This is a genomic window from Pseudarthrobacter sp. NamE2, assembly GCF_005796205.1.
GTDB lineage: Bacteria > Actinomycetota > Actinomycetes > Actinomycetales > Micrococcaceae > Arthrobacter.
In genome coordinates, this window is sequence record NZ_VAHN01000008.1 from 98,309 (window position 1) to 116,917 (window position 18,609).

The 18,609-nt window shown below is 59.0% G+C and carries 15 protein-coding genes and 4 pseudogenes; 7 read left to right on the forward strand and 12 right to left on the reverse strand.

The features are described from left to right. Positions 1 to 129 precede the first annotated feature (129 nt). Positions 130 to 357 (reverse strand): hypothetical protein, encoded by a 228-nt coding sequence (locus FDW83_RS11230; protein ID WP_138138175.1) that lies wholly within the window; start codon positions 355 to 357, stop codon positions 130 to 132. 328 nt (positions 358 to 685) lie between these two features. Between FDW83_RS11230 and FDW83_RS11235 the strand changes: the two genes are divergently transcribed. After that, a complete protein-coding gene (locus FDW83_RS11235; RefSeq protein ID WP_138138176.1) occupies positions 686 to 1,216 on the forward strand; it encodes an RNA polymerase sigma factor in 531 nt (176 codons plus the stop codon). A gap of 1,631 nt (positions 1,217 to 2,847) precedes the next feature. Then, positions 2,848 to 4,074, forward strand: a complete 1,227-nt coding sequence (locus tag FDW83_RS11240) for a S1C family serine protease (protein WP_171027540.1) — start codon at positions 2,848 to 2,850, stop codon at positions 4,072 to 4,074. Positions 4,075 to 4,195: 121 nt separating this feature from the next. Here the strand turns inward: FDW83_RS11240 and FDW83_RS11245 are convergent, their stop codons facing one another. From FDW83_RS11245 to FDW83_RS11260, 4 genes are all read right to left on the reverse strand, one after another. After that, positions 4,196 to 6,070, reverse strand: coding sequence for an Hsp70 family protein (locus tag FDW83_RS11245; protein ID WP_138138178.1), 1,875 nt, complete (start codon positions 6,068 to 6,070; stop codon positions 4,196 to 4,198). Positions 6,071 to 6,097: 27 nt separating this feature from the next. Further along, positions 6,098 to 6,430 carry a nucleotide exchange factor GrpE gene (gene grpE / locus FDW83_RS19760; RefSeq protein WP_138138179.1) on the reverse strand — a complete coding sequence of 111 codons (333 nt, stop codon included), beginning with the start codon at positions 6,428 to 6,430 and terminating at the stop codon, positions 6,098 to 6,100. Positions 6,431 to 6,570: 140 nt separating this feature from the next. Then, positions 6,571 to 8,394, reverse strand: coding sequence for a hypothetical protein (locus FDW83_RS11255; protein WP_138138180.1), 1,824 nt, complete (start codon positions 8,392 to 8,394; stop codon positions 6,571 to 6,573). Next, positions 8,384 to 8,701 (reverse strand): hypothetical protein, encoded by a 318-nt coding sequence (locus FDW83_RS11260; protein WP_138138181.1) that lies wholly within the window; start codon positions 8,699 to 8,701, stop codon positions 8,384 to 8,386. The genes FDW83_RS11255 and FDW83_RS11260 overlap by 11 nt, the downstream gene beginning before the upstream one ends. Positions 8,702 to 8,793: 92 nt before the next feature. Between FDW83_RS11260 and FDW83_RS11265 the strand changes: the two genes are divergently transcribed. Then, positions 8,794 to 9,324 (forward strand): RNA polymerase sigma factor, encoded by a 531-nt coding sequence (locus tag FDW83_RS11265; protein WP_205754675.1) that lies wholly within the window; start codon positions 8,794 to 8,796, stop codon positions 9,322 to 9,324. A 21-nt stretch (positions 9,325 to 9,345) separates the two neighbouring features. Here the strand turns inward: FDW83_RS11265 and FDW83_RS11270 are convergent, their stop codons facing one another. Then, positions 9,346 to 10,764, reverse strand: a complete 1,419-nt coding sequence (locus FDW83_RS11270; RefSeq protein WP_138138182.1) for a GTPase — start codon at positions 10,762 to 10,764, stop codon at positions 9,346 to 9,348. A gap of 558 nt (positions 10,765 to 11,322) precedes the next feature. Here FDW83_RS11270 and FDW83_RS11275 point away from each other — a divergent pair. Next, the gene (locus FDW83_RS11275) at positions 11,323 to 11,772 is read left to right on the forward strand and encodes a hypothetical protein (RefSeq protein WP_138138183.1); all 450 of its coding nucleotides are present in this window, start codon (positions 11,323 to 11,325) and stop codon (positions 11,770 to 11,772) included. A 53-nt stretch (positions 11,773 to 11,825) separates the two neighbouring features. Here FDW83_RS11275 and FDW83_RS19765 read toward each other — a convergent pair whose 3' ends face one another. After that, positions 11,826 to 12,008, reverse strand: a complete 183-nt coding sequence (locus FDW83_RS19765) for a sigma factor-like helix-turn-helix DNA-binding protein (RefSeq protein ID WP_138138184.1) — start codon at positions 12,006 to 12,008, stop codon at positions 11,826 to 11,828. 274 nt (positions 12,009 to 12,282) lie between these two features. On the opposite strand from FDW83_RS19765, the pseudogene FDW83_RS11285 reads away from it, so the two are divergent. Continuing rightward, positions 12,283 to 12,552, forward strand: a pseudogene (locus FDW83_RS11285) (transposase); the annotation flags it as partial. A gap of 28 nt (positions 12,553 to 12,580) precedes the next feature. On the opposite strand, the pseudogene FDW83_RS11290 reads toward FDW83_RS11285, so the two are convergent. Then, a pseudogene (locus FDW83_RS11290) lies at positions 12,581 to 13,656 on the reverse strand (IS110 family transposase). Between the two features lie 220 nt (positions 13,657 to 13,876). Here FDW83_RS11290 and FDW83_RS11295 point away from each other — a divergent pair. Beyond that, positions 13,877 to 14,749, forward strand: a pseudogene (locus tag FDW83_RS11295) (IS3 family transposase); the annotation flags it as partial. 209 nt (positions 14,750 to 14,958) lie between these two features. Here FDW83_RS11295 and istB read toward each other — a convergent pair. Further along, on the reverse strand, positions 14,959 to 15,747 hold the full coding sequence (gene istB, locus FDW83_RS11300) for an IS21-like element helper ATPase IstB (RefSeq protein ID WP_138138185.1): 789 nt from the start codon (positions 15,745 to 15,747) through the stop codon (positions 14,959 to 14,961). After that, positions 15,747 to 16,961, reverse strand: coding sequence for an IS21 family transposase (gene istA / locus FDW83_RS11305; RefSeq protein ID WP_138138186.1), 1,215 nt, complete (start codon positions 16,959 to 16,961; stop codon positions 15,747 to 15,749). The genes istB and istA overlap by 1 nt, the downstream gene beginning before the upstream one ends. Positions 16,962 to 17,202: 241 nt before the next feature. On the opposite strand from istA, the pseudogene FDW83_RS19510 reads away from it, so the two are divergent. Continuing rightward, positions 17,203 to 17,310 (forward strand): annotated as a pseudogene (locus tag FDW83_RS19510) (STAS/SEC14 domain-containing protein); the annotation flags it as partial. On the opposite strand, the gene FDW83_RS11315 reads toward FDW83_RS19510, so the two are convergent. Both FDW83_RS11315 and FDW83_RS11320 read right to left on the reverse strand, forming a co-directional pair. Next, entirely contained in the window at positions 17,269 to 17,613 is a 345-nt protein-coding gene (locus FDW83_RS11315; protein ID WP_240720958.1) for a transposase, read from the reverse strand. The pseudogene FDW83_RS19510 and the gene FDW83_RS11315 overlap by 42 nt on opposite strands. Positions 17,614 to 17,937: 324 nt before the next feature. Further along, positions 17,938 to 18,591, reverse strand: a complete 654-nt coding sequence (locus tag FDW83_RS11320; protein WP_138138187.1) for a class F sortase — start codon at positions 18,589 to 18,591, stop codon at positions 17,938 to 17,940. Positions 18,592 to 18,609 lie beyond the last annotated feature (18 nt).

An 18,609-nucleotide genomic window follows, 5' to 3' on the forward strand; every position in this document is an offset into this window, starting at 1 on the left:
TTTCGATGACACACCAGCAGACGTTGGGCGGCCGTTCCCAGCACTATGCCCCCGTATACGTTTCTAGCATGTCAGTCCCACGGGCCTATCAAGACGCCGACAGAATCTTTCCTAGAAGCCTTCCCCACCTCAAAGGATTTCAGGCTGCGACGGAAACCGCCGCTGGACGCCTGCCGCTCGCCACGCCATCCCGTCTTGCGGCTCCAGCTGGCTGTTGTCGTTGGACTTGTAGGGGCTGGCACGGGTGAAGTAGAAGTTGAGTTTGATTGCCCAGCTGACGAGGGGCAATACGACACCGCCCTGGAACTGCAGCTTCTGAACGAACCCTGCGGGCCCGCTGCGGATCCAGTTCACCATTCGCCGTCACGAAGAAGGCCAGGGGCCGACCGGAGAACAGGGACGGGCACAAGACCACCATCTATGACAAACCCAGAACTCTTTACCAGCGGGTCTCAGACTCCGGTGTGTTCACGCCAAGGAAAGCCGCAGAACTCGCGGCGGCCCTGAGCGCAACAAATCCCGCGGATCTCACCCGTGAATCACAGACATCTACTCCGAGTTATTAGCGTCGCCGCCGTTAAAGCCCAAACCGCATAGGGGTGACCGAGGGCTTCGCGATGGTTATAGTGGGCTCAAATATCGACTAGTGCGGGGGGCACAGCGACCTCAACCAATCGGGGGGCGCATGGACGCGACCGTAGCTCAGAGGCGTCAGCTTGAAGCGGCGATCGGGGGCGATGCGACCGCATTTGAGGCTCTGGCTACTGAGTCCCGGGCCATGATTTGGTCCGTCTGCCTGCGGATCACCGGAAACACCTACGATGCCGAAGATGCCCTTCAGAGCACCCTGTTAGCCGCATGGCGGGGCATACAGCAGTTCCGCCGTGAGTACAGCTTTGGGACCTGGATTTATCGCATTGCGGCGACCGCGGCGTTGGCTGTCGTTAAATCGAAAGGAACTAAGCCTTTGGAGGTTGACGAAAGCTACTCTCCCGAGCGTGACTTCGCTGAACACCTCGCGGAAGCTGACTTGGTACAGCGGACACTGAACAGCATGCCGACCGAGCTCCGTGTGGCCCTTGTGCTGCGGGAGCTGTGTGACTATACGTATGCGCAAATTGCTGACTATCAGGGCGTGGGTGTGCCGGTAGTAAAAAGCAGGATTGCCAGAGGGAGGCAGGCTTTTGAGGCTGCAATTACCTCCGGAAACTCCTGAGGCCGCGCCCGTCATGGTCTGTTCCTAGAGCTCCAGGATTAGCAGGGGAACACCAGCCCTCATTTAGTCTTCCTGGTGGCTCAGCAGGATCCTGCCGATGTCCTCCGGGGAGAGGAGCCGGCCGCACAGACGACTTGTCCCCGTTCAGCTAGTTCCCGTCTATCGACCCTAGTGACTGCAGTAGTAGTCCCGCTGGGTCTCGGGGAAGGAAATAGCTAGAGACAAATGTTATGAGGCCGGCGACTAGCCAAGCTAGTTTCATTGGCCACCGTAGCTTTGATGATTAAGCTTCCCGAACCCACTGCTCAAAGAAGTCGAAGACTTGCTCGGGTGTGGGACGCAAAGCTGCATATCTCAGGAGAACTTCTCGTCGGTACTTATCGCTATGCCAGTTTCCTCCGGGGGGTCATCACTTGAGATGTAGGCGGTGAAGTCGGCCAACGACATGTAGCAGTAATAGTCGCTATAACTGAGCCTGGACTTTTCCAACTTGGTTGCCATGTTTGTTTTTCCTCGCTTCATAGGTTCAAGTACGCCGAGATAATTCGGTTATCCTCGCGGGCTTTGGTTGTGTCGATTAGAGGTTCAAAAACAGCAAAAAGTTCCTTGACGCGCTGAAGACTTGAACAGGTCGAAACCCGCCTGGGGTCGCCGTCGCTCCTTCGTTACGGAGTGGCTTATCTAGGGCTAGGTTTGGCCGGGTCGGGCATGCCTTTAGAGGGTTTGGAACTGGAGGAGTTATTTCAATGCGTCATAACAAAGGGGCGGGACAAGGGCTTCAAACCGAAGGAGCAGAGGTACACATTCCGCACCTCTGCTCCTTCTGCGGTACAGGTACTGGGCGAGCGATTTTGATCCGGCTTCGAGCCGTAACAAAAGCAAGGGTGCAGACAAATCGTGCGCACCCTTGCTTTCGCCTTCTTTTTAGATCCAGTGAGACGTGGTGTCGGCGTCCCATACTCCGTCGTAAGGGTCAACATCGGTGTAGAGAGTATATGTTCCGTCGCAGTTGGGGGTTGTAGAAAGCCATGATTCGGCGTAACCGTCGGAACCAGGGTTCCCGTTGCAATCAAGAAGGTCGTAAAATTCCATTTTTTCTCCTTGTGTTGTGGAAGCCCTTGCTCCCTGTTTTGTTGATGCTTATTAGAGACTTTGGTGCTCTTGAAAGTTCCCGAAGTGACGAGGGACTTTGGCCAAGTTTCGGTTGCCGATCGGAGCATGCCCATCGGGCTTCTCATCAGCCGTTCTTTTCAGGGGCATGTCCATGTGCTTGCTGTCCGCGCAAGCAAGGAATTGTCTTACTAGCCCCTGGGCGTCTGCGGCTTCCCGATGCCTCCGAGCTCCTTCGCCCGGAAGCTGGGGCGGCAACGGGCAAAAGTGTTGCCGGCCAATGAGGAAGTCAGCACCCGTACGGAAGATGATGCCCATTACCACCACTCTGATAGACATAAGAAGGTAAGGGTAGGTTCCCCCCTGCTGTTTATGGCGTGGCAGGCGTAGGATATCCGCTAGGTGACGCCCCGTAGTCTGGGTTAGCTACAACTAAAAAACTGGTCTCGCAACGCCTATGATCGGCGCCCCGGGGTGTTCATCTCCCGGGAAGTTATTCCGTCTGTGACCAGGAGATGGCCATGCAGCCACATCAAAAGAATCACCTGTCAGGGTCGCCCGCCGCTTGGTTAGCCGTGATCGTGCTAGTCGTTACGGGTTGCGCTGGAAATGGAACACCGAACCAAAACCAGACGAGCGAGGCCAGTCACGCGGCAAACCCAACTGCTGCGGCTACAGACGTTCCGCATCATTCTGAGGGCGGTCTCAAGGTGGGCGATCCTCTGCCTCAAGGCGACGCTCACCCGGCGACTCTTACTCCCCAAGAGGTCTACGCAGTTGGCGAAAAATCGGTGTTTGCTATCGAGGGGCGCCGCGCTGACGATTTTGTCGGAACGGGCACAGGCTGGGTGATTGACGAGGCCAGCGGGAACGCAGTCACGAATGCGCACGTAGTTCAGGGTATGACCGCCATTTCAGGGCGCTTCAACAACGGAGACAAGGCATCTCTGCATGTGGTTGCCGCAGATCCGTGCACCGACCTTGCCGTAGTACATTTCAGTGCGATGCCCGAAGTTGCTGAGTCTCTCATTCTGGGCAAGTCAGCTGATGTTAAGCCTGGAGACTCGGTGACAGTCCTTGGTTTTCCGGGGACGCTGACAAACAATCCGTCCGAACAGAAGTTGATCATCACGGCGGGTTTGGTAAATGCGACTAAGGTCCCGGCACGGCCTCAGGGAGCACCTGAGTTCAAGGACACCATCCAACACGGCGCAACGATCAACTATGGGAACTCGGGGGGCCCCCTACTCGATCACCATGGCCGCGTAATCGGGATCAACACCCTGACGAACTTCGGCTCACAAAATGCACCTGCACAAGGACAGTTTTACTCCATTTCTATCGACTCAGCGAAAACCGAGATCGTCGAGAAACTGATGAAGGGGCAGTCGCAAAATGATCTGGGGTGGGCAGCAGATGAGTATTACCCCGGATATTTTTCAACCCTTGATCAAGCCAGAGGCCCCGCTCTAGACGCGCGATTGGCGAGCCAGGGCATCAAAGGTGGCTTGTATGTGAAAGCTGTCGCCCCGGGTTCAGAAGCCCAAAAGGCCGGTATTTCGGCAGGAATGCTGATCACGAAGATTCAGAGTACTTCTACGTCAACCATCGCCGAAATGTGTGCGATTGCCCAATCCATTCTGCCAGGCACGGCGGTGGAAGTGGATGGTCTGCATTTGCTCGCCTCGAACGGCGAGCACTTCAGCACATCGTTCCACGTCACCTTCACCGCCCCGGGCAAGCATTAGCAGAAGCCCTCGGCGCCCGCTGTTCGCCCTTGGTACCGAATGATTCAATGTCGGCCTTGGTGACGGAGCCGTTGGAAATCGGAGCGAAAGGCGTGGAAAATGCGACCTCCACCCCCGGTTACTAGAGCGCGGTTCTCCAACTGTCCTGCCACCAGCTATACAGCATGTCAATGGTTGCCGCTGATTCGGCTCTTAGTTTTAGCCGCGCGTTTTCATCTGTCCATTCGAGCAAGCTACCGTTATTGGAAGCTGAGCTGAGCAGCTGCCCGTGAGCATTTAAGTTGCCAGTCTCCAACCTCCAGGTTTCCCATGCCGGTGGCTGGGTCACGCTGCCTCTGGTCGCCCCGAGGCTATCAACATCGGCTTCGAATGATGACTTAAGGGCTTCTGCTGACTCGTAGCTATATACGAGTACCTTTGGTCGCAATGCTGGGCTGAAACCGCTATGGTTCGCCGCGTCACAGATTATCGACGATATTGCTCCTTGAGGCTCCGGATTGTGTGTGCAGGTGTCCGGATTTAGCAGTAGGGGCAGTGACCGGTGGCCAAGGAGCAGGTTGCACTCCTCGATCGACAGGTCCCCTTCTAGAGCGGTATCACAAGCCTGAGTCGACCCGGAGGGCTGGGACATAGGATCAGGGCCCGTCCGTGCATTGGTGAGGACGGTGATAGTTGCGAAAATTGCGACCACAACCATGGCAAGTGCTGCGGCCGCTACTGAAGTGCGTCGCGACAAGTGCAGTTTTCGAGGTCTGGAGCTGAGGTTTTGTTTGCCAAGGCTCGACGACCGATGGCTTGAATTGGTGACCAGTATTTCGGCTGTGTCAACATGCTCTGCCGTTATTGGAGACCCATGGTCCTCTGATGCCTGGTCTGGTGTGTATTCGCTCCATGCGGGTTGCTCTGCGGGCAGAGGAGCTTGAAGGGCGCCTATGCTCGTGACTTGTTTAGGGTCCTCCATGAGACCTAACTTCAGGGGCAGCAGCTCACTGAGCTTTGACTGTAGGGCGGGTATGTAGCTCGAGCCCCCTGTGAGATAGACGCGGTGGAGGTGCTCCATTGAAGGAAGTGCGTCATTGATGACTTCCTGTACCAGGTTCACGGCACGGTTGACGTTGCTGTCGATTAATTGTTCGAACTCGCTTCTTGTCACGGTGCAAACCCATTCATGGTCCCCTGAACGCACTCCGATGGGTGCTGAGCCGTGGAAGCTGAGCGCATGTTTGGCCTCGCGTACTTGGTCCCGAAGTACCGCCCGGTCAGCTGCCGCCCTCGGGCCGGCCAAACTCTCCAAGAGGCTAGTTTTTCCTTCTTCCGCAAGCTGCACGTGGACCCACTTTTCGAGCTGCGCGTCAAAGTCATGACCGCCCAGTGGGTCAATTCCTGCTGACGCCACCACCTCAAATATGGGTCCTGTCCCGGCCGCCGAAAGCCTGAGGACGGCAGCGTCACAAGTCCCCCCACCGAAATCCAGAACCGCGATGTGGGCGCCGGCCTCGATCTTCGAAATGCTGGCATAGTGCCAGGCCGCTGCCACCGGCTCGGACAGCAGTACTATTTGCTGCTCCGGAATCCCAGCCCGGACCGCAGCGGCAGTCAGACGTTGCTGCATATAAAAATCCCACGGCTCTGGGTGAGTCAGGACGACTTGTGAAGGAAAATCGCCTCCGGCATACCTGATGGCTTGGCGGTGTACATGTCCCAAGATGGCCGCCACCAGATCGATGGGGTCGAAGACGCGCTCTCCCAAAACGACGGCATCTTCTCCCAGACGCCGTTTCGGCGTTGGTTCAAACGCTGCTGGGGAAATGCCCGCCACCTGCATCGCGGCCTCTCCCGCTAACAGTTCGCCGTTATAGACAGCCACGGAAGAGGTTATGGCGTCGGATCGGGCACCAAGCCGGAGAACCGTTACTCCCCCATCACCTCGGACCATGGAAGCTGCAGTGTTGGAGGTGCCAAAATCTATGGCTAACCGCCATGCCGCATTGGTCATAGCGACTTCCTTTCAACCAAGCATTTGTTAATCGTCTTTGTAAACCTCTACATCTGCCGGGCGGACTGTGCCCTGGATCGACTTCCACCCAGGGCGGAGAACGCGGGCGATTCGAAAAGCCAGAGCTGGAGCCGGAGCCCGAATCGCTGCGACGCCATTGTGCTCCCGTGGATCGAACGACTCGCCAGGATTTGGGCGTATTTCAGTAATGCCTACCCCTCTTAGCGTCTTTTGTACATGTGCGCGCACAACCTCACTGTCGGAAAGGTCGTAAGTCCCAATGAGTCCCTGCACCAGGTCCTTGCAGTTTTCCTCCTTCGACGCATCGCTCGGGAAATGGATACCGGCTGACCTATACACTGACGGCTTCCTCCGATCATTAGCTTTTTACGTTCAATCGCCCCAAGCTGGGACCTCGAGCACTAAACCGAGGCCGAATTGCCATCCCCTGCGTGAAGCCCTTTCCCTGCGGTGATGAACTTGGCGCTGCAATAGTCAACTTAACTTTCACCCTGTGGCGCGGCTGGTCGCTCATTTAGTGCAGTTCCCTGTCCACTATCCAGCTTCCTGAGCTTGGCTAGCATGTCATCGACCGCGGCTATTTGCTTTTCCACAACGGCCACCTCGTGGCCTAAACCTTCGATACGTTGTTGAGCAGCTTGGGTAGAAAGTTGCTGGTGCTCCTGACTCTCGTGAAGCAGCTGCTGGACACGGCTCAGAGATGCCTGCAACTCAGCGCGGTAGGCAACAACTATCTCAGGCTTCACCGCACGCAAGCGGTCGTCCAAGTATTCCGCTATGACTGCCCGTTCCGTTTGGGCAAGTCGTGGAATCTCCCCCAAGAGCCTGCTTTTCTCCTGCAGGTTCTGGCGATACAGCCTGTTTGTGACGAACCATCCACCGGCACCGAGAATGGCAAGAGGTGCTGCTATGACGCCGATTCCTAAGAGACCGGCAAGCGACGTGCCCAGAGTTGAGCCCATCACTGCGGTCATCACGAGCGTGGGGTCAAAAAGGGGAGCCTTCGGTTCGCTACCCACATTGTGGCCATGCTCCGGACTCGTACTAGCCTGCAGCACGTCCTGAAGGGCTGCAGGAACGGAGACACCACGGAAAAGGCGCTCAATTAGACTCTGAAGCTCTTTCTCAGTTTTAGCAACAAGTTCTGCCCGGAGTGTCTGCAACTCAGCGAATATGTCGGATGTTAACCGCTGGCTAACCTTTGCATCCCGCAATGTCTTTGTTTCACGGATTTTCTCCCGCCATTGAATTTCCCAGCTCTCCAAGTTCCTCCGGGTCTCCGCCAACAGCGAAGCCCGTAAACCTGATAGATCCCGATCCAAATCCAAAGACCAGCGGTGCTGTTGTTCCTTGAGTTCAGCGAGTCTCTCTTGCTCATCCATGATGCTCCGCTGGGATGAGGGGGGCTCTTCTATTGATCTCAAGCGGGCCAGCAGAGTGGTCCGATGCGCTTCAAGCCCTGTCCGGGCAAGGCGAAGTGCGTTAGCCAAGCCTGGCGTACGCGCTGCCGCCAAATCGGTTCTGAGTACCTCTACCAGTCGGGGAACGCCGGAGGCCTCAAGTAGAGCCTTACTTATTGAAGGGTCACCCGCAACGGTGGCCGCACGAGCTGTCACGGATGAAATGCCAATCACATGTGAACGGGCCAACCGTGGCAGTCTCGCTTGGAGCAAAGCTGCATTTTCGTCGACTACGTTTTTCCACGATCTGGGATACAGGTCAGTTTTAGTAACCACCATTTCCACTACTTCGATACCAGCGGCGCATTGCTGCAGATACGTTAGTTCGGCACTGGACAGTGCTGCGCCCGCATCAGCGACAAAGACTGCAACCGTTGCACCCTCTACAAGTTTGATGTTCAGCTGGGATTGGGCCCCGGCGAGTCCCCCGGCACTTGGAGCGTCGACCAGTACTGCTTCTCCCAAGCGGGAACTGGCATGGAACTGAATGCCTATCGGGTCCCTATCGTCCAGCCTGGCCTCGGAGCGAGTGCCATCAGGGTAAATCCAGATTCGGCTGGGCTCTCCCTCTCTGGGTGGGGCTGCAAGGCGGTACAGCCCCTGGTCGGCCAACTCACTTTCTCTATGGTCGATCGGTGGGGCAAGGAGTTCCACAAGAGTGCTCTTGCCTCTGCCGCTTTCACCCACAAAGACAATGACTGGTGTTCCTTCTCCGCTGGTGGCCTGGCGGATTACGTGGTCGGCGACTGCTGCGTAACCAGCGGTGCGGAGCGAACGCGTGGAAGTGGAAAGAACAGCCATTGCAGCGTTTATCGTCGCCTGCCGGTGGACGTCATACGCCATAGTCCTCCCCCGTCTCGTCCAGGTCGCCCGGGCCGGAACTGGGGAGTAGGGGGTCGATTTCCTCCCCTTGGTCTTCGAAGGCAGCTGCAGGCAGGTCATCTGTTTGATCATCAGCATCTTCTTCTGCGTCGACGTCCACATCGGTCTCGGATGTTTGGGAGATGTTGTCCGCACCGTTGTCCGGCACCAGATAGTCCGGTGTCTCGTTATCGCTCGTGAAAGCAAAATCCATGGCTGCCTGCCACACCCCTTCCGGTGGTCCATCGGGAAGGAGCAAGAGTTCCTTTAGAGAGTGGTCATGATTCATTTTTTCCTCCAGTTAGGGCTGTCTGATTTGGTGAGAGGGTCTTATATTTACTGAAAGTCTGTTTGCTGCCCGAATCATCAAGGGGGCGCCCCGTGGATGCTGTCCAGTCCCAGTCTGTTCTTGTGGCGGCGGCAAGGGAGGGTGATCAGAAAGCCTTTGAAGCTTTGGCAGCCCAGCACCGGACGATGCTTTGGTCGGTTTGCCTGCGGGTCACCGGGAATACCTTTGACGCCGAAGATGCCCTGCAGGACACTCTCCTCGCTGCTTGGCGAAACATCGGCGGGTTTCGGGGAGAATCCGGATTCGGGACGTGGATTTACCGGATAGCCTCCAACGCGGCGATGTCGATTGTTCGATCGAGGCGTGACACCGCTCTTGAGATTCCTGAAAACTTGGTTGCTGAGCGGGACTTTGCTGAGCAACTTGCTGCCGCTGACGTTATTCAACAGGCTCTGAAATCCATTCCCGAGGACTTTAGGGTTGCTCTCGTCCTGCGTGAGCTTTGTGACTTCACCTACGCTCAGATTGCCGAGCATCAAGGTGTTGGGGTGCCCACCGTCAAGACCCGCATCAGTCGTGCCCGCCGAGCACTGGAGGCGGCGGCGTCGGCTGGTGCTTTCTGAGGGAAAGACGGTCACGAGACTTCACCCCTCCAACCGTGAATGGATAAGGAGCGACCGGCAAAGCACACGTGCTGCCTGCGCCTCAGCGCCCGTCGACGCCGACGCCGCCATCGCCTGATAGTGAGCAGCCAACCGCAAATATTCTGCGGGCTCGTCCTCGTCAGGGGTTAGGGCGGTGGGCCAGTTTTTGTCAGCAATCAACTCTTCGAGAACCGCAACCAGCCCATGTTGGGGGGCTGCCTGACGAAGCACATCCAGTGCTGCAGATTCATTTAGGCGATGAAATTCGGGGGCGTGGCGTGCAGCCTCTATCAGCTTTCGCGTGTCACTGCTCCACGAGCGGCTACGTGCAGCACGCGCCAGACCGGACAGAACGGTGAGGACTCTTGAGCGTTCCGCTGCCCCTGATACTGCCACCGTCAAAGCCTCTTCCAGCCTCGCCAGGCCCGAGCGTTCCCACAACCAATGAACCAATTCTGGGGACGAATGGGAATGGTTGCGCCCAAACATGATTCCGTACGCTCCGATTAGGTCCTCTAGGCGTTGATACTGACCTCGGCTGATCCCCTCTGGGAGGCCCAAAATATCAGCAAACTGGATGGAGTCGTTAGGTACATCTTTCAGGACACGTAGAGCGCGAACGTCGGCCTCCTGCAGCCTCCCAGTCCGGACGGTTTCAGCGAGCAACCCTGAGACTGGAACGACTGCGGTCAGCTGCGAGTGCGCCGCGGCCAAAGCTGATGCGGTCGCTCGTGCCTCCTCGACTGGGTCTGTTGCCCCCCAAGGACCCGCTCCAAATTTGTCAGCATGAGAAAGAGCACCAATCACGGGTGGGGACGGCATAGATGACCGGCGGCTGGAGATAAAGCTGCGGACAAACTCTTCATCATCCGGGCGGAACTTATCTTTGACGACATAGACCAGGACGTCTGGAGATGCTGCTGTAGTGCTGCCGGCCAGCAAATCCACTTCTGTTCGCCTTGAATTGGCGGTAGCAGCAGAACCTAGACCAGGCGTATCTAAAATGGCGAACCTGCGAAGAACGGCCGACTGAAGGAAGACAAGGAGGTAATTTACCGTGTCGAGTGAAATGCTGCCCAGGGATGGTCCGGAGGCGGAGAGCGGTATATCTACTGCTTGTCCGCGCTCCAACAGGGCCTCCGCACGGGCAGGTGCACCGTACATGTAAAGAGAGAGCAGCGCAGTGGTCTCTTCGGCTGATGTGGGGGCCAACCTGGCACCTATAAGACTATTCACCAGAGTTGACTTACCCGTGTTGACCCTTCCGGCGAGGGCAACAACGGGTGGTCTCTGCAGCACCCGTCGCAAATCGTCCACCACATCCTTACCCGACGGCCCCGTGAGTGCGGCGACTTGTCCAAGCAAATGCTCAGCCGCCGTCAAGAGGCGACGGTCATCTCCGCGGGGCCCAGTGTCCACGTGTAGCTCCTTCCTTCCGGTCTAAACGTTGCAAACCGATGGTGCGCGAGTGCAGTACCCATTAGATGCAGACGGGTGTCAGAAAGTTCCCCTGAATTTGATCCAATGCTGACGAACGAAGCCCCTACGACTAAGACCCATGGATGAAGCGAGGGGCCATGGCAAAAGAACCTTGACGGGACCGGAGATAGGGAAGCCGTATAAACAGGGTGCATGCCAAGAATTTTCTTAAGCGCTTCTCCGAGGCTTAGGGGTAGCGCGAGGGGGGTTTCGCTACCACGGCGCCTACAGTTCTACCCCCTACTACCAAAGCCGATGCTGGCTTGCTTTCGCCCGCCAATCGCACCCCACTCGGAGTTCGGTCTAAATCCAGCGCTGCTGCTGGATAGCACGCCGCTATGTCAGCCTGCAGCACCCTCCTAGGGACGGCGAGACAAGGGGGCCGGGCCCGTCGCGGACGTGGTAGTGCTGTGTTGGGAACTTTCGGTGATCTACAGGTCTCTAATGGTCGTAATCGAAAACGAGGAGCCCAGCTTCCTCTTCAGCAAGGAGTTCGAAATGGAATTTACCTACCTCGACACCAGCGGTGATGGTCAGGCGGACGCTGTGACCGCTGTGGGACCTGATGCGACATATTACCTTCACGATAGTGGTCTGAACACGCACGGAACCCCCAACGGCGTCTTTGACACCTTCTACGTGGACTATGGCAATGACGGCGTTTGGGACGTGACTGCATATGACTACAACGAGAACCAGAAAATTGAATTGATCACAGTCGATGCGCAAGGTGGGGATGGCGTTCAGGAGACAACAATTGCGGATAGCAACGAGAACACAATTGCGGACTCTAATGAAGCCATCAACCCATATACCGGGAAGCCCGGAGGTGTCGATGTCATCATTGATAGCAGCAATTGGGCTCCGGATCCGTTCGTCGATCTGGGTACTGGACTGGGTACTTGGGCATGGACTCTGCCCGATGGTTGGGGTATCAGGATGGGTTAACGAGGCGAAAAGACAGGATCTGCAGGGAGGCAGACGTTAGGGAGCTCCGGAAGTCACGGCAGCCTCGAAAGCTGCCTCCCCCTGGCGATCCTGCTCTTCGCTACCGGCACACTCACGCCCTGATAGTCAGCAATCTGCGCGTACGCATATTCGCACAACTCCCGCAGTACAAGGGCCATAAGTAATTCCCTCGGCATATTGTTAAGCGCCTGCTGGACGAGGTCAGCCTCCGCCAAGTGTTCTGCGAATCAACGCTTTGGAGAGTACGTTTCGTCAACCTCAGCTTCGTTAGGCTGCGGTCGCCGCGCCGTCGCAGCCAGTGAAGGAAAGCTTGTTGCGGTCGCTACTGCAATACGCAACGAGGATCTGGCGGGGAATTCAGTCAGTAGTGCTTGGCCGCAGCTAGTTTTCCTGCTCTGCAACTAGCGACGGGCGACTCGAAACGGGACTGCCCCCGGTTTTGTTGACTCCTTGACCTAGCGAGCTTGTGCTCGTGGAAGGATGTTGACCATGCTCACGCCTTATGGGGCGGAGTTCCGCCAGGATGTTATTGATGTGGCCCGCAAGGGCGAGGCGCCGCTGGCGCAGATCGCGAAGGATTTCGGGCTTTCGGTCACGACGCTCAAGCGCTGGCTTGCCATTGCCGAACGTAAAGAATCCGGGGCCGGTCCAGCAGCTGCGGAGTCGGCCGAGATACGGGAGTTGAAGAAGCGGAACCGGTTGTTGGAGCAGGAGAATGAGATCCTGCGCCGGGCGGCCGCCTATCTGGCCAGGGATATCACCCAAAATGACTCTTCTATGGGTTCTGTCAAGCCATGATGGTTTGCAGCTGGCGGAAAATGGAGCGGCAGACGTAGCGTTTCAGGTTCCGGCGGATCTCGCGGTTTGATTTTCCGGTGGCACGGCTGCGGGTCACGTAGTCCTTGGTGTCGGGGTCGAAGCTCATGCGGGTGCGAACGATGACGTCGAAGGCGCGGTTGAGTCGGCGGTCTCCGGAGCGGTTGAGCCGGTGTCGGGTCGTGTTGCCGGAGGAGGCAGGGCGCGGGGCGACGCCGCCGAGTGCGGCGAAGGCTGCCTCTGAGCGGATGCGGCCGTGGTGGGAGTAGGCGCACATGATGATCGCCGCTGTCACGGGCCCGACTCCGGGGACGGATTGAAGCCCCGGCGCCAGTTCTTCGGTGATCCGGGCCAATTCCTTGTGGTTTTCGCCGAGCCGGCCTGTTAGGTCTTTGACGGCCAGGGCCAGGCGTTTGGCTTCGGCGCGGGCGATTCGGATCACGGGGTCGGTGCTGTTTGAGGTCCGCCAGGCTGTGATGGCTGTGATCTGTGCGTCCTGCAGGGATGCCCGGGCGTCGATTCCGAGATCTGTGCCGCGGAGCAGTGCCGTGAGGGCGTTGCGGTTCGCAGTGCGTTGGTGATCCAGCAGGGACCGGGAGGCAAGTAGAATCCTGATCGCGGCCCGGGTGCCTGCCGCGCGCGGCTCCGTCACCTGATCGCGCGGGCGCCCCAGGACAGAACGGGCCGCGGCTTCCGCGTCGATCGGGTCCGATTTGCCGGTGAGTGCCCGTGATGAGCGGGTGGGTGGCTGACCTCGCCAACCTCAATATCAGCGGCAAGCAAGGTCTGGGTGAGCCGGGCGCCATAGGAGGACGTGCCCTCGACGGCCGCGAAGACCCTCTCGCCGCCTGTGCGCCGCCGGATCCAGGTGATCGCACGGTCCATGCCCGCGGAGGTGGCCGGGAATGTTGCGGTGTCGACCACTGCGCCTGTGGGGGCATGAACAGCGGTGAAAGTGTGTGTGCGGGCGTGGGTGTCGACTCCGACGACGAACTCGAATTCTTCGGCAAAGCCATAGTGCGTTCTCCTTACTCTTGAACCGAACAGGTGGCGGGGGCCTGCCTGGGTAGCTTCGGAGACGCATCTGTAACGGGTCACACCCAAGGGTGGACAGTCTTCTGATCAGGTCATCCGCCGCGGGCAGAGCCGTTCCCGGGAACGCGCGGACGAGTCATTTTCAAGACACCGCACGAGCGGGTCGGATATACCCTGAGTCACACGCCCTCCCCGGGACCAGCCTGCCAGCCGGCCTCCGGCCGGCACATGACCATTACAGATCTACCCGCTGGTCACGGATCTTGCCGCCGACGGCGTTCCCGTGGCGGTGACCTGCAGGGTGTTGGGGTTTAGCAAGCAAGGCTATTACCGGTGGAGGGCCAGTCCGGTGACGGAACGGGAGTGGGTTGACGCGCACTTGGTTAACGCCGCCTTGGACATCCATGCCGAGGACCCGGCGTTCGGGTACCGGTTTATTGCCGACGAGCTCCCCGGGAAGGGCATCCTGGCTGGTGAGAACCGGGTCCAGCGCTTGTGCAGGAACCACCGCATTTGGTCAGTGTTTTCGAAGAAGCGTGGCCTGAACCGGAAGCCGGGGCCGCCGGTCCACGATGACCTGGTGGAGCGGGACTTCACCGCTATGGCACCGAATGAGCTGTGGCTAACGGACATCACCGAGCACCCGACTGACGAGGGGAAGCTCTACCTCTGCGCGGTGAAGGACGTCTATTCCGGGAGGATCGTCGGGTACTCGATGGACGCACGGATGAAGTCCTCGCTTGCCGTCGCCGCACTGGAGAACGCGGTGCAGGCACGCCGCCCTGCAGGAACCGTGGTCCACTCGGACCGCGGGTCCCAGTTCCGCTCTCGCCGCTTCGTCGAATCGCTCCGGCACCACGGCCTCACAGGATCGATGGGCAGGGTCGGCGCGTGCGCGGACAACGCAGCGATGGAATCGTTCTTCTCGCTGCTGCAAAAGAACGTCCTGGACCGTCAGCAGTGGCTCGCCAGGCAGGAACTGCGCCTGGCCATCACAATCTGGATCGAGCGCACCTACCACCGCCGGCGACGGCAAAGACGGCTGGGAAAACTCACGCCCATCGAATATGAAACAATCAACCGGACCGCGCTCACAGCGGCCTAAGACCGGAGTCAACAAAAGCCGGGGCAGTCCCTCTGTCCCTGAGTCGGAGGGTGCAGCAGATTAGGTAGCTCTGCATAGGCCTCTCGCTAGAAGCGCGGTCTTTGGATGGCCGGGCTACTGGTTCTCTCCGGTCTGAAGGGTCTAGTTGTCAGCGATGGTCGAAATGTGAGCCGTTTTGCGGGTTGAAAAGTGAGCCACTTTGTCGCTGGTTATTCTGCCGTATTTTCCGGTCTTGTCGAGGGCAGTGAGTCGACCTGGGTGTGTTTGAGGCGGTAGCTGGAGCCTTTGAGGGTGATGACTTCGGCGTGGTGGACGATGCGGTCGATCATGGCCGAGGCCACGACCTGTTCGCCGAACACGTCTCCCCACCGGGCGAACGGGAGGTTCGAGGTCAGGATCAGCGAGGCGTGCTCGTAGCGGGATGAGACCAGTTGGAAGAACAGGTTCGCGGCGTCCTGCTCGAACGGGATGTAACCGACTTCATCGACGATGATCAGTCCGTAGCGGTGCAGCCTTACGAGTTCCTGGGGCAGCCTGCCATTCTGGTGGGCGCCCTGGAGCCGGGCAACCCAGTCGATGGCGGTCGCGAACAGGCCCCGGTGACCGAGCTGTGTGGCCCGTAAGCCCAGACCGGTGGCGAGATGTGTTTTGCCGGTGCCGGGCGGTCCGAGCAGGACGATGTTGGATGCTTCAGTGAGGAACACACCGGTGGCAAGGTGGGCGATGATGTCGCGTTTGAGGCCGGGCTGATGATCGAAGTTGAAGTCCTCGAGCGATTTCCGGGCCGGGAACCCGGCGGCCCGAGCTCTGATCTCTGCTCCAGAGGCTTCCCTGGCGGCCACTTCCCGCAACAGCACAGCGGCGAGGTATTCCTCGTGGGTCCAGCCTCCTTCCCGGGCCTGGTCAGCGAGCCGGGGCGCTGCTTCCCGGATCCGGGGTGCTTTCATTGCCCGGGAGTAGTACTCGATCTGGCCAATGGTTTCCTTGGTGGCGGGCATCAGGCGACCTGCCCGTCATCCAAAACGACCCCGAACGCCCGGTCGTAGTCGGCCAGATCCCGCAGCACTGTTTCGCCCGCCGGCTGAGGGGTTTGGAAGGCCTTCCGCAGTGCCTTTGCCGCGTCGACGTGGTCCGGGTCGGTGATCGTGATGCCCTTGCCCCAGTACCGGGTGTGGGTTCCGACAGTTCTGCCGTCCAGGCTGATCGTGACGGTTTCCAGGTCCACGGTGACGTCAACGAACCGGCCGATCGCCTGCGGGTGGACGGAGTAGTCGTTGGATCCCATCCGAACGTAGTAATCCCGTGGGAGCCGGACCCTGGCGGTGAATCCGGTGACCGGTGGAACCGGCGGCAGCGCCAGCATCGCCTTCTTGTCCGCGTTGATCAGCTCCGCCGGCCGGGCACCGGTCCGCCTGACGAAGCGGGCATTGGCCTTCGGCAGCCACATTGCCAGTTGGGTGTTGAAGTCCTCCGGTGAGGTGAAGACCCGGCCCGGCAGGAACGAGGTCTCCAGGAACTGGTTGGCCCGCTCGACCACGCCTTTGCTTTCCGGGTCATAGGGTTTGACCTGGACGACCCGGGTGGCGAGGACCCCGGCGAACGCAGCAACCCCGGCGGCGTAACTGTTCCGACGACCGATCCCGGTTTCGTTGTCCCAGATCAGCCGCCGCGGAACCGCCCCCAACCCACCAAGCAGTTCCCACATTCCTGCCAGCAGGTCCCCGGTCATCCGCGACGGGATCATCCTGGCCATGCTGAACCGTGAATGCGACGACACCATCACCAGCACCGGCAACACCCTGGTCTTCCCCGCTCCGACGGGAATCCGCGCCTCTGGAAACCACAAATCGCACTGCGCCTGATCCCCGGGGTCATAGGTGATCCGGTCAGCAGGATCAGCCGGCGCATACTCTGGCCGGATCCTGGCCACGTTTTCCCGGAACCACGCCGGGGACCCCGACCAGCCCACCCGCTCCGCGAGCACGGTCGCGGGCATCCGCGGGTTCTCCTGCAATAGAGCGCGAATCGCAGGCTCGACAGCCTTGATCCCGGAGTCCTGAGGCGCCCGGGCGTATGCTGGCGGACTATCAGAGCTGACCGCTTTGGCAACGGTGTTCCGGGAGATCCCCAGCCGCGCCGCTATCGACCTCATCGACTCACCCTCGGCAAGATGCAACCGCCGAATAAGCGCCCAATCCTCCACAGTGATCACCCACCCAATCGTTTGAAACGGGCGGCTCAGTTTTCAACCGTCACAATGGCTCAGTTTTCAACCGTCACCGACACTAGTCGTGGCCAGCGCGACAATTAGGTGATCACGGGTAACCTTCTGGACCTGTTCTAAGTTGCTTCCGGTTCCAACCAAGACAACGCCCAGTCAGGGGTTGAGTCCCGCAACGCTGTCCATGCTTGCTGCCACCGCAGCGACGCCTTTGCAGCTGGACATACGCGTTACATCGGTGACACGGCAGGCGCGGGCGGTGTTCTCCATGCCTTGCGTGGCCTCCCGGATTGCGCTTCTAGGTGCCAGCCCGGTTGACCGTGTCCTGGCCAACTTCTTCCAGATACAAGGCATCCTTCGCGTCGGTCTTTACCCTGTCACCGGACGGGCGCTGAAGCTTCGATGGGGCCGCGACAACAGTGTCGATCCCTGCAGCGAGGAGGAACCTGGCCAAACCGAAACCTGTCGGGCCCGCCTCGTAGACGACTTTGACCGGGGGAGGCAGGGAGACTATCCAAGCAAGGATCTCATCCCGGTCCGGCGTCAGACGCTGCCGGAAAAGTTCGCCGGTCTGACCGTCCAAGGCGCAGGCTACGACAGTTCGGGCATGGACATCCAGACCAACGCTTGTACGCTCGAACATAGCTGGAACCTCCAAATTTCAAATGTGGCTCTACCTGTCCGCCAAGTGTGGCAGGCAACCCACGTCTTGCTTTGAAAAGGAGGTTCCAGCCTTCTGGAACACAGTCCCCCCGACAGGGCCCTTCTGATAGAGGCCAGCAGCGCCGGCAAAGGAGCCGGAGCGCCGAACCCCCTAAAGCCAGCCCTATCGAACAGGCGCTCCCGGGTCCGGAGCGGCGACAATGGCCTTCAGAAGGGCCCGACCACCGGCGCCCCTCCTTAACCCATATCGTCTGATATCGAGATAGCAACTCATCGTTTTCCCGTGGTGGCGGATGAGTTGTTTCTATGCTGCGGGTGTTGCGGTGACGATGACGTTTTTTCCCCAGAGGTCCTCCGTGTAGCAGCTGATGAGGACCAGCCGGTTGGGAACGATGTTCCAGATGTCGGCGTCTTTGAGGGTGTCCTTGTTGTGGGTGGTTACGTTGTCGACGACGTAGTCGATCGTTCCCTTGTCGGTGGTCAACGTGAGGGTGTTGCCGACCTCGACGTCTGAGCTGAGGCGGTTGAACGGGCTGTCGCGGTTCTCCCAACTGTGCCCGGTGATGTAGACGGTGTTATTGGATCCTGCTCCGGGGCTCCCGTAATTCGTGAGCCAGTAGCCGTCCAGGGTCTCTGGCGGCACGAGTGACTGCGCCGCCAAATCCGACTCCGTTGGGGTCAGAGGGAGGACGGGAACGTCAATGTTCGCCGATTCAATGGTAAGTTTCCGTGGTGAAGACGCCTGCGGTAGGGCAGTCCCCGCCGCAGGCTTGAAGCTTGAAGACGGCGATGTAGCAGGCGCAGCCGAAACCGGCGCTGCGCTTCGCTCGGAGAACATCTGTACTCCAAGAACAGCGAGGGCCAGGAACAGCACGGCGACGACGGCGACGATTGCCACCCGTGGTAATCGGCGGCTTTTTTCCCTCGGTCCAGTTAGCTCATGCTCGGTGTCAATCATTGTTCAGGGTTCTCCAAT

What these genes read in the sequence shown, in the direction of transcription:
- FDW83_RS11230 (WP_138138175.1), bottom strand. Translation starts at nt 357, where the DNA reads ATGGTGAACTGGATCCGCAGCGGGCCCGCAGGGTTCGTTCAGAAGCTG.
- FDW83_RS11235 (WP_138138176.1), top strand. Translation starts at nt 686, where the DNA reads ATGGACGCGACCGTAGCTCAGAGGCGTCAGCTTGAAGCGGCGATCGGG.
- FDW83_RS11240 (WP_171027540.1), top strand. Translation starts at nt 2,848, where the DNA reads ATGCAGCCACATCAAAAGAATCACCTGTCAGGGTCGCCCGCCGCTTGG.
- FDW83_RS11245 (WP_138138178.1), bottom strand. Translation starts at nt 6,070, where the DNA reads ATGACCAATGCGGCATGGCGGTTAGCCATAGATTTTGGCACCTCCAAC.
- FDW83_RS11255 (WP_138138180.1), bottom strand. Translation starts at nt 8,394, where the DNA reads ATGGCGTATGACGTCCACCGGCAGGCGACGATAAACGCTGCAATGGCT.
- FDW83_RS11260 (WP_138138181.1), bottom strand. Translation starts at nt 8,701, where the DNA reads ATGAATCATGACCACTCTCTAAAGGAACTCTTGCTCCTTCCCGATGGA.
- FDW83_RS11275 (WP_138138183.1), top strand. Translation starts at nt 11,323, where the DNA reads ATGGAATTTACCTACCTCGACACCAGCGGTGATGGTCAGGCGGACGCT.
- istB (WP_138138185.1), bottom strand. Translation starts at nt 15,747, where the DNA reads ATGCCCGCCACCAAGGAAACCATTGGCCAGATCGAGTACTACTCCCGG.
- FDW83_RS11315 (WP_240720958.1), bottom strand. Translation starts at nt 17,613, where the DNA reads ATGTTCGAGCGTACAAGCGTTGGTCTGGATGTCCATGCCCGAACTGTC.
- FDW83_RS11320 (WP_138138187.1), bottom strand. Translation starts at nt 18,591, where the DNA reads ATGATTGACACCGAGCATGAGCTAACTGGACCGAGGGAAAAAAGCCGC.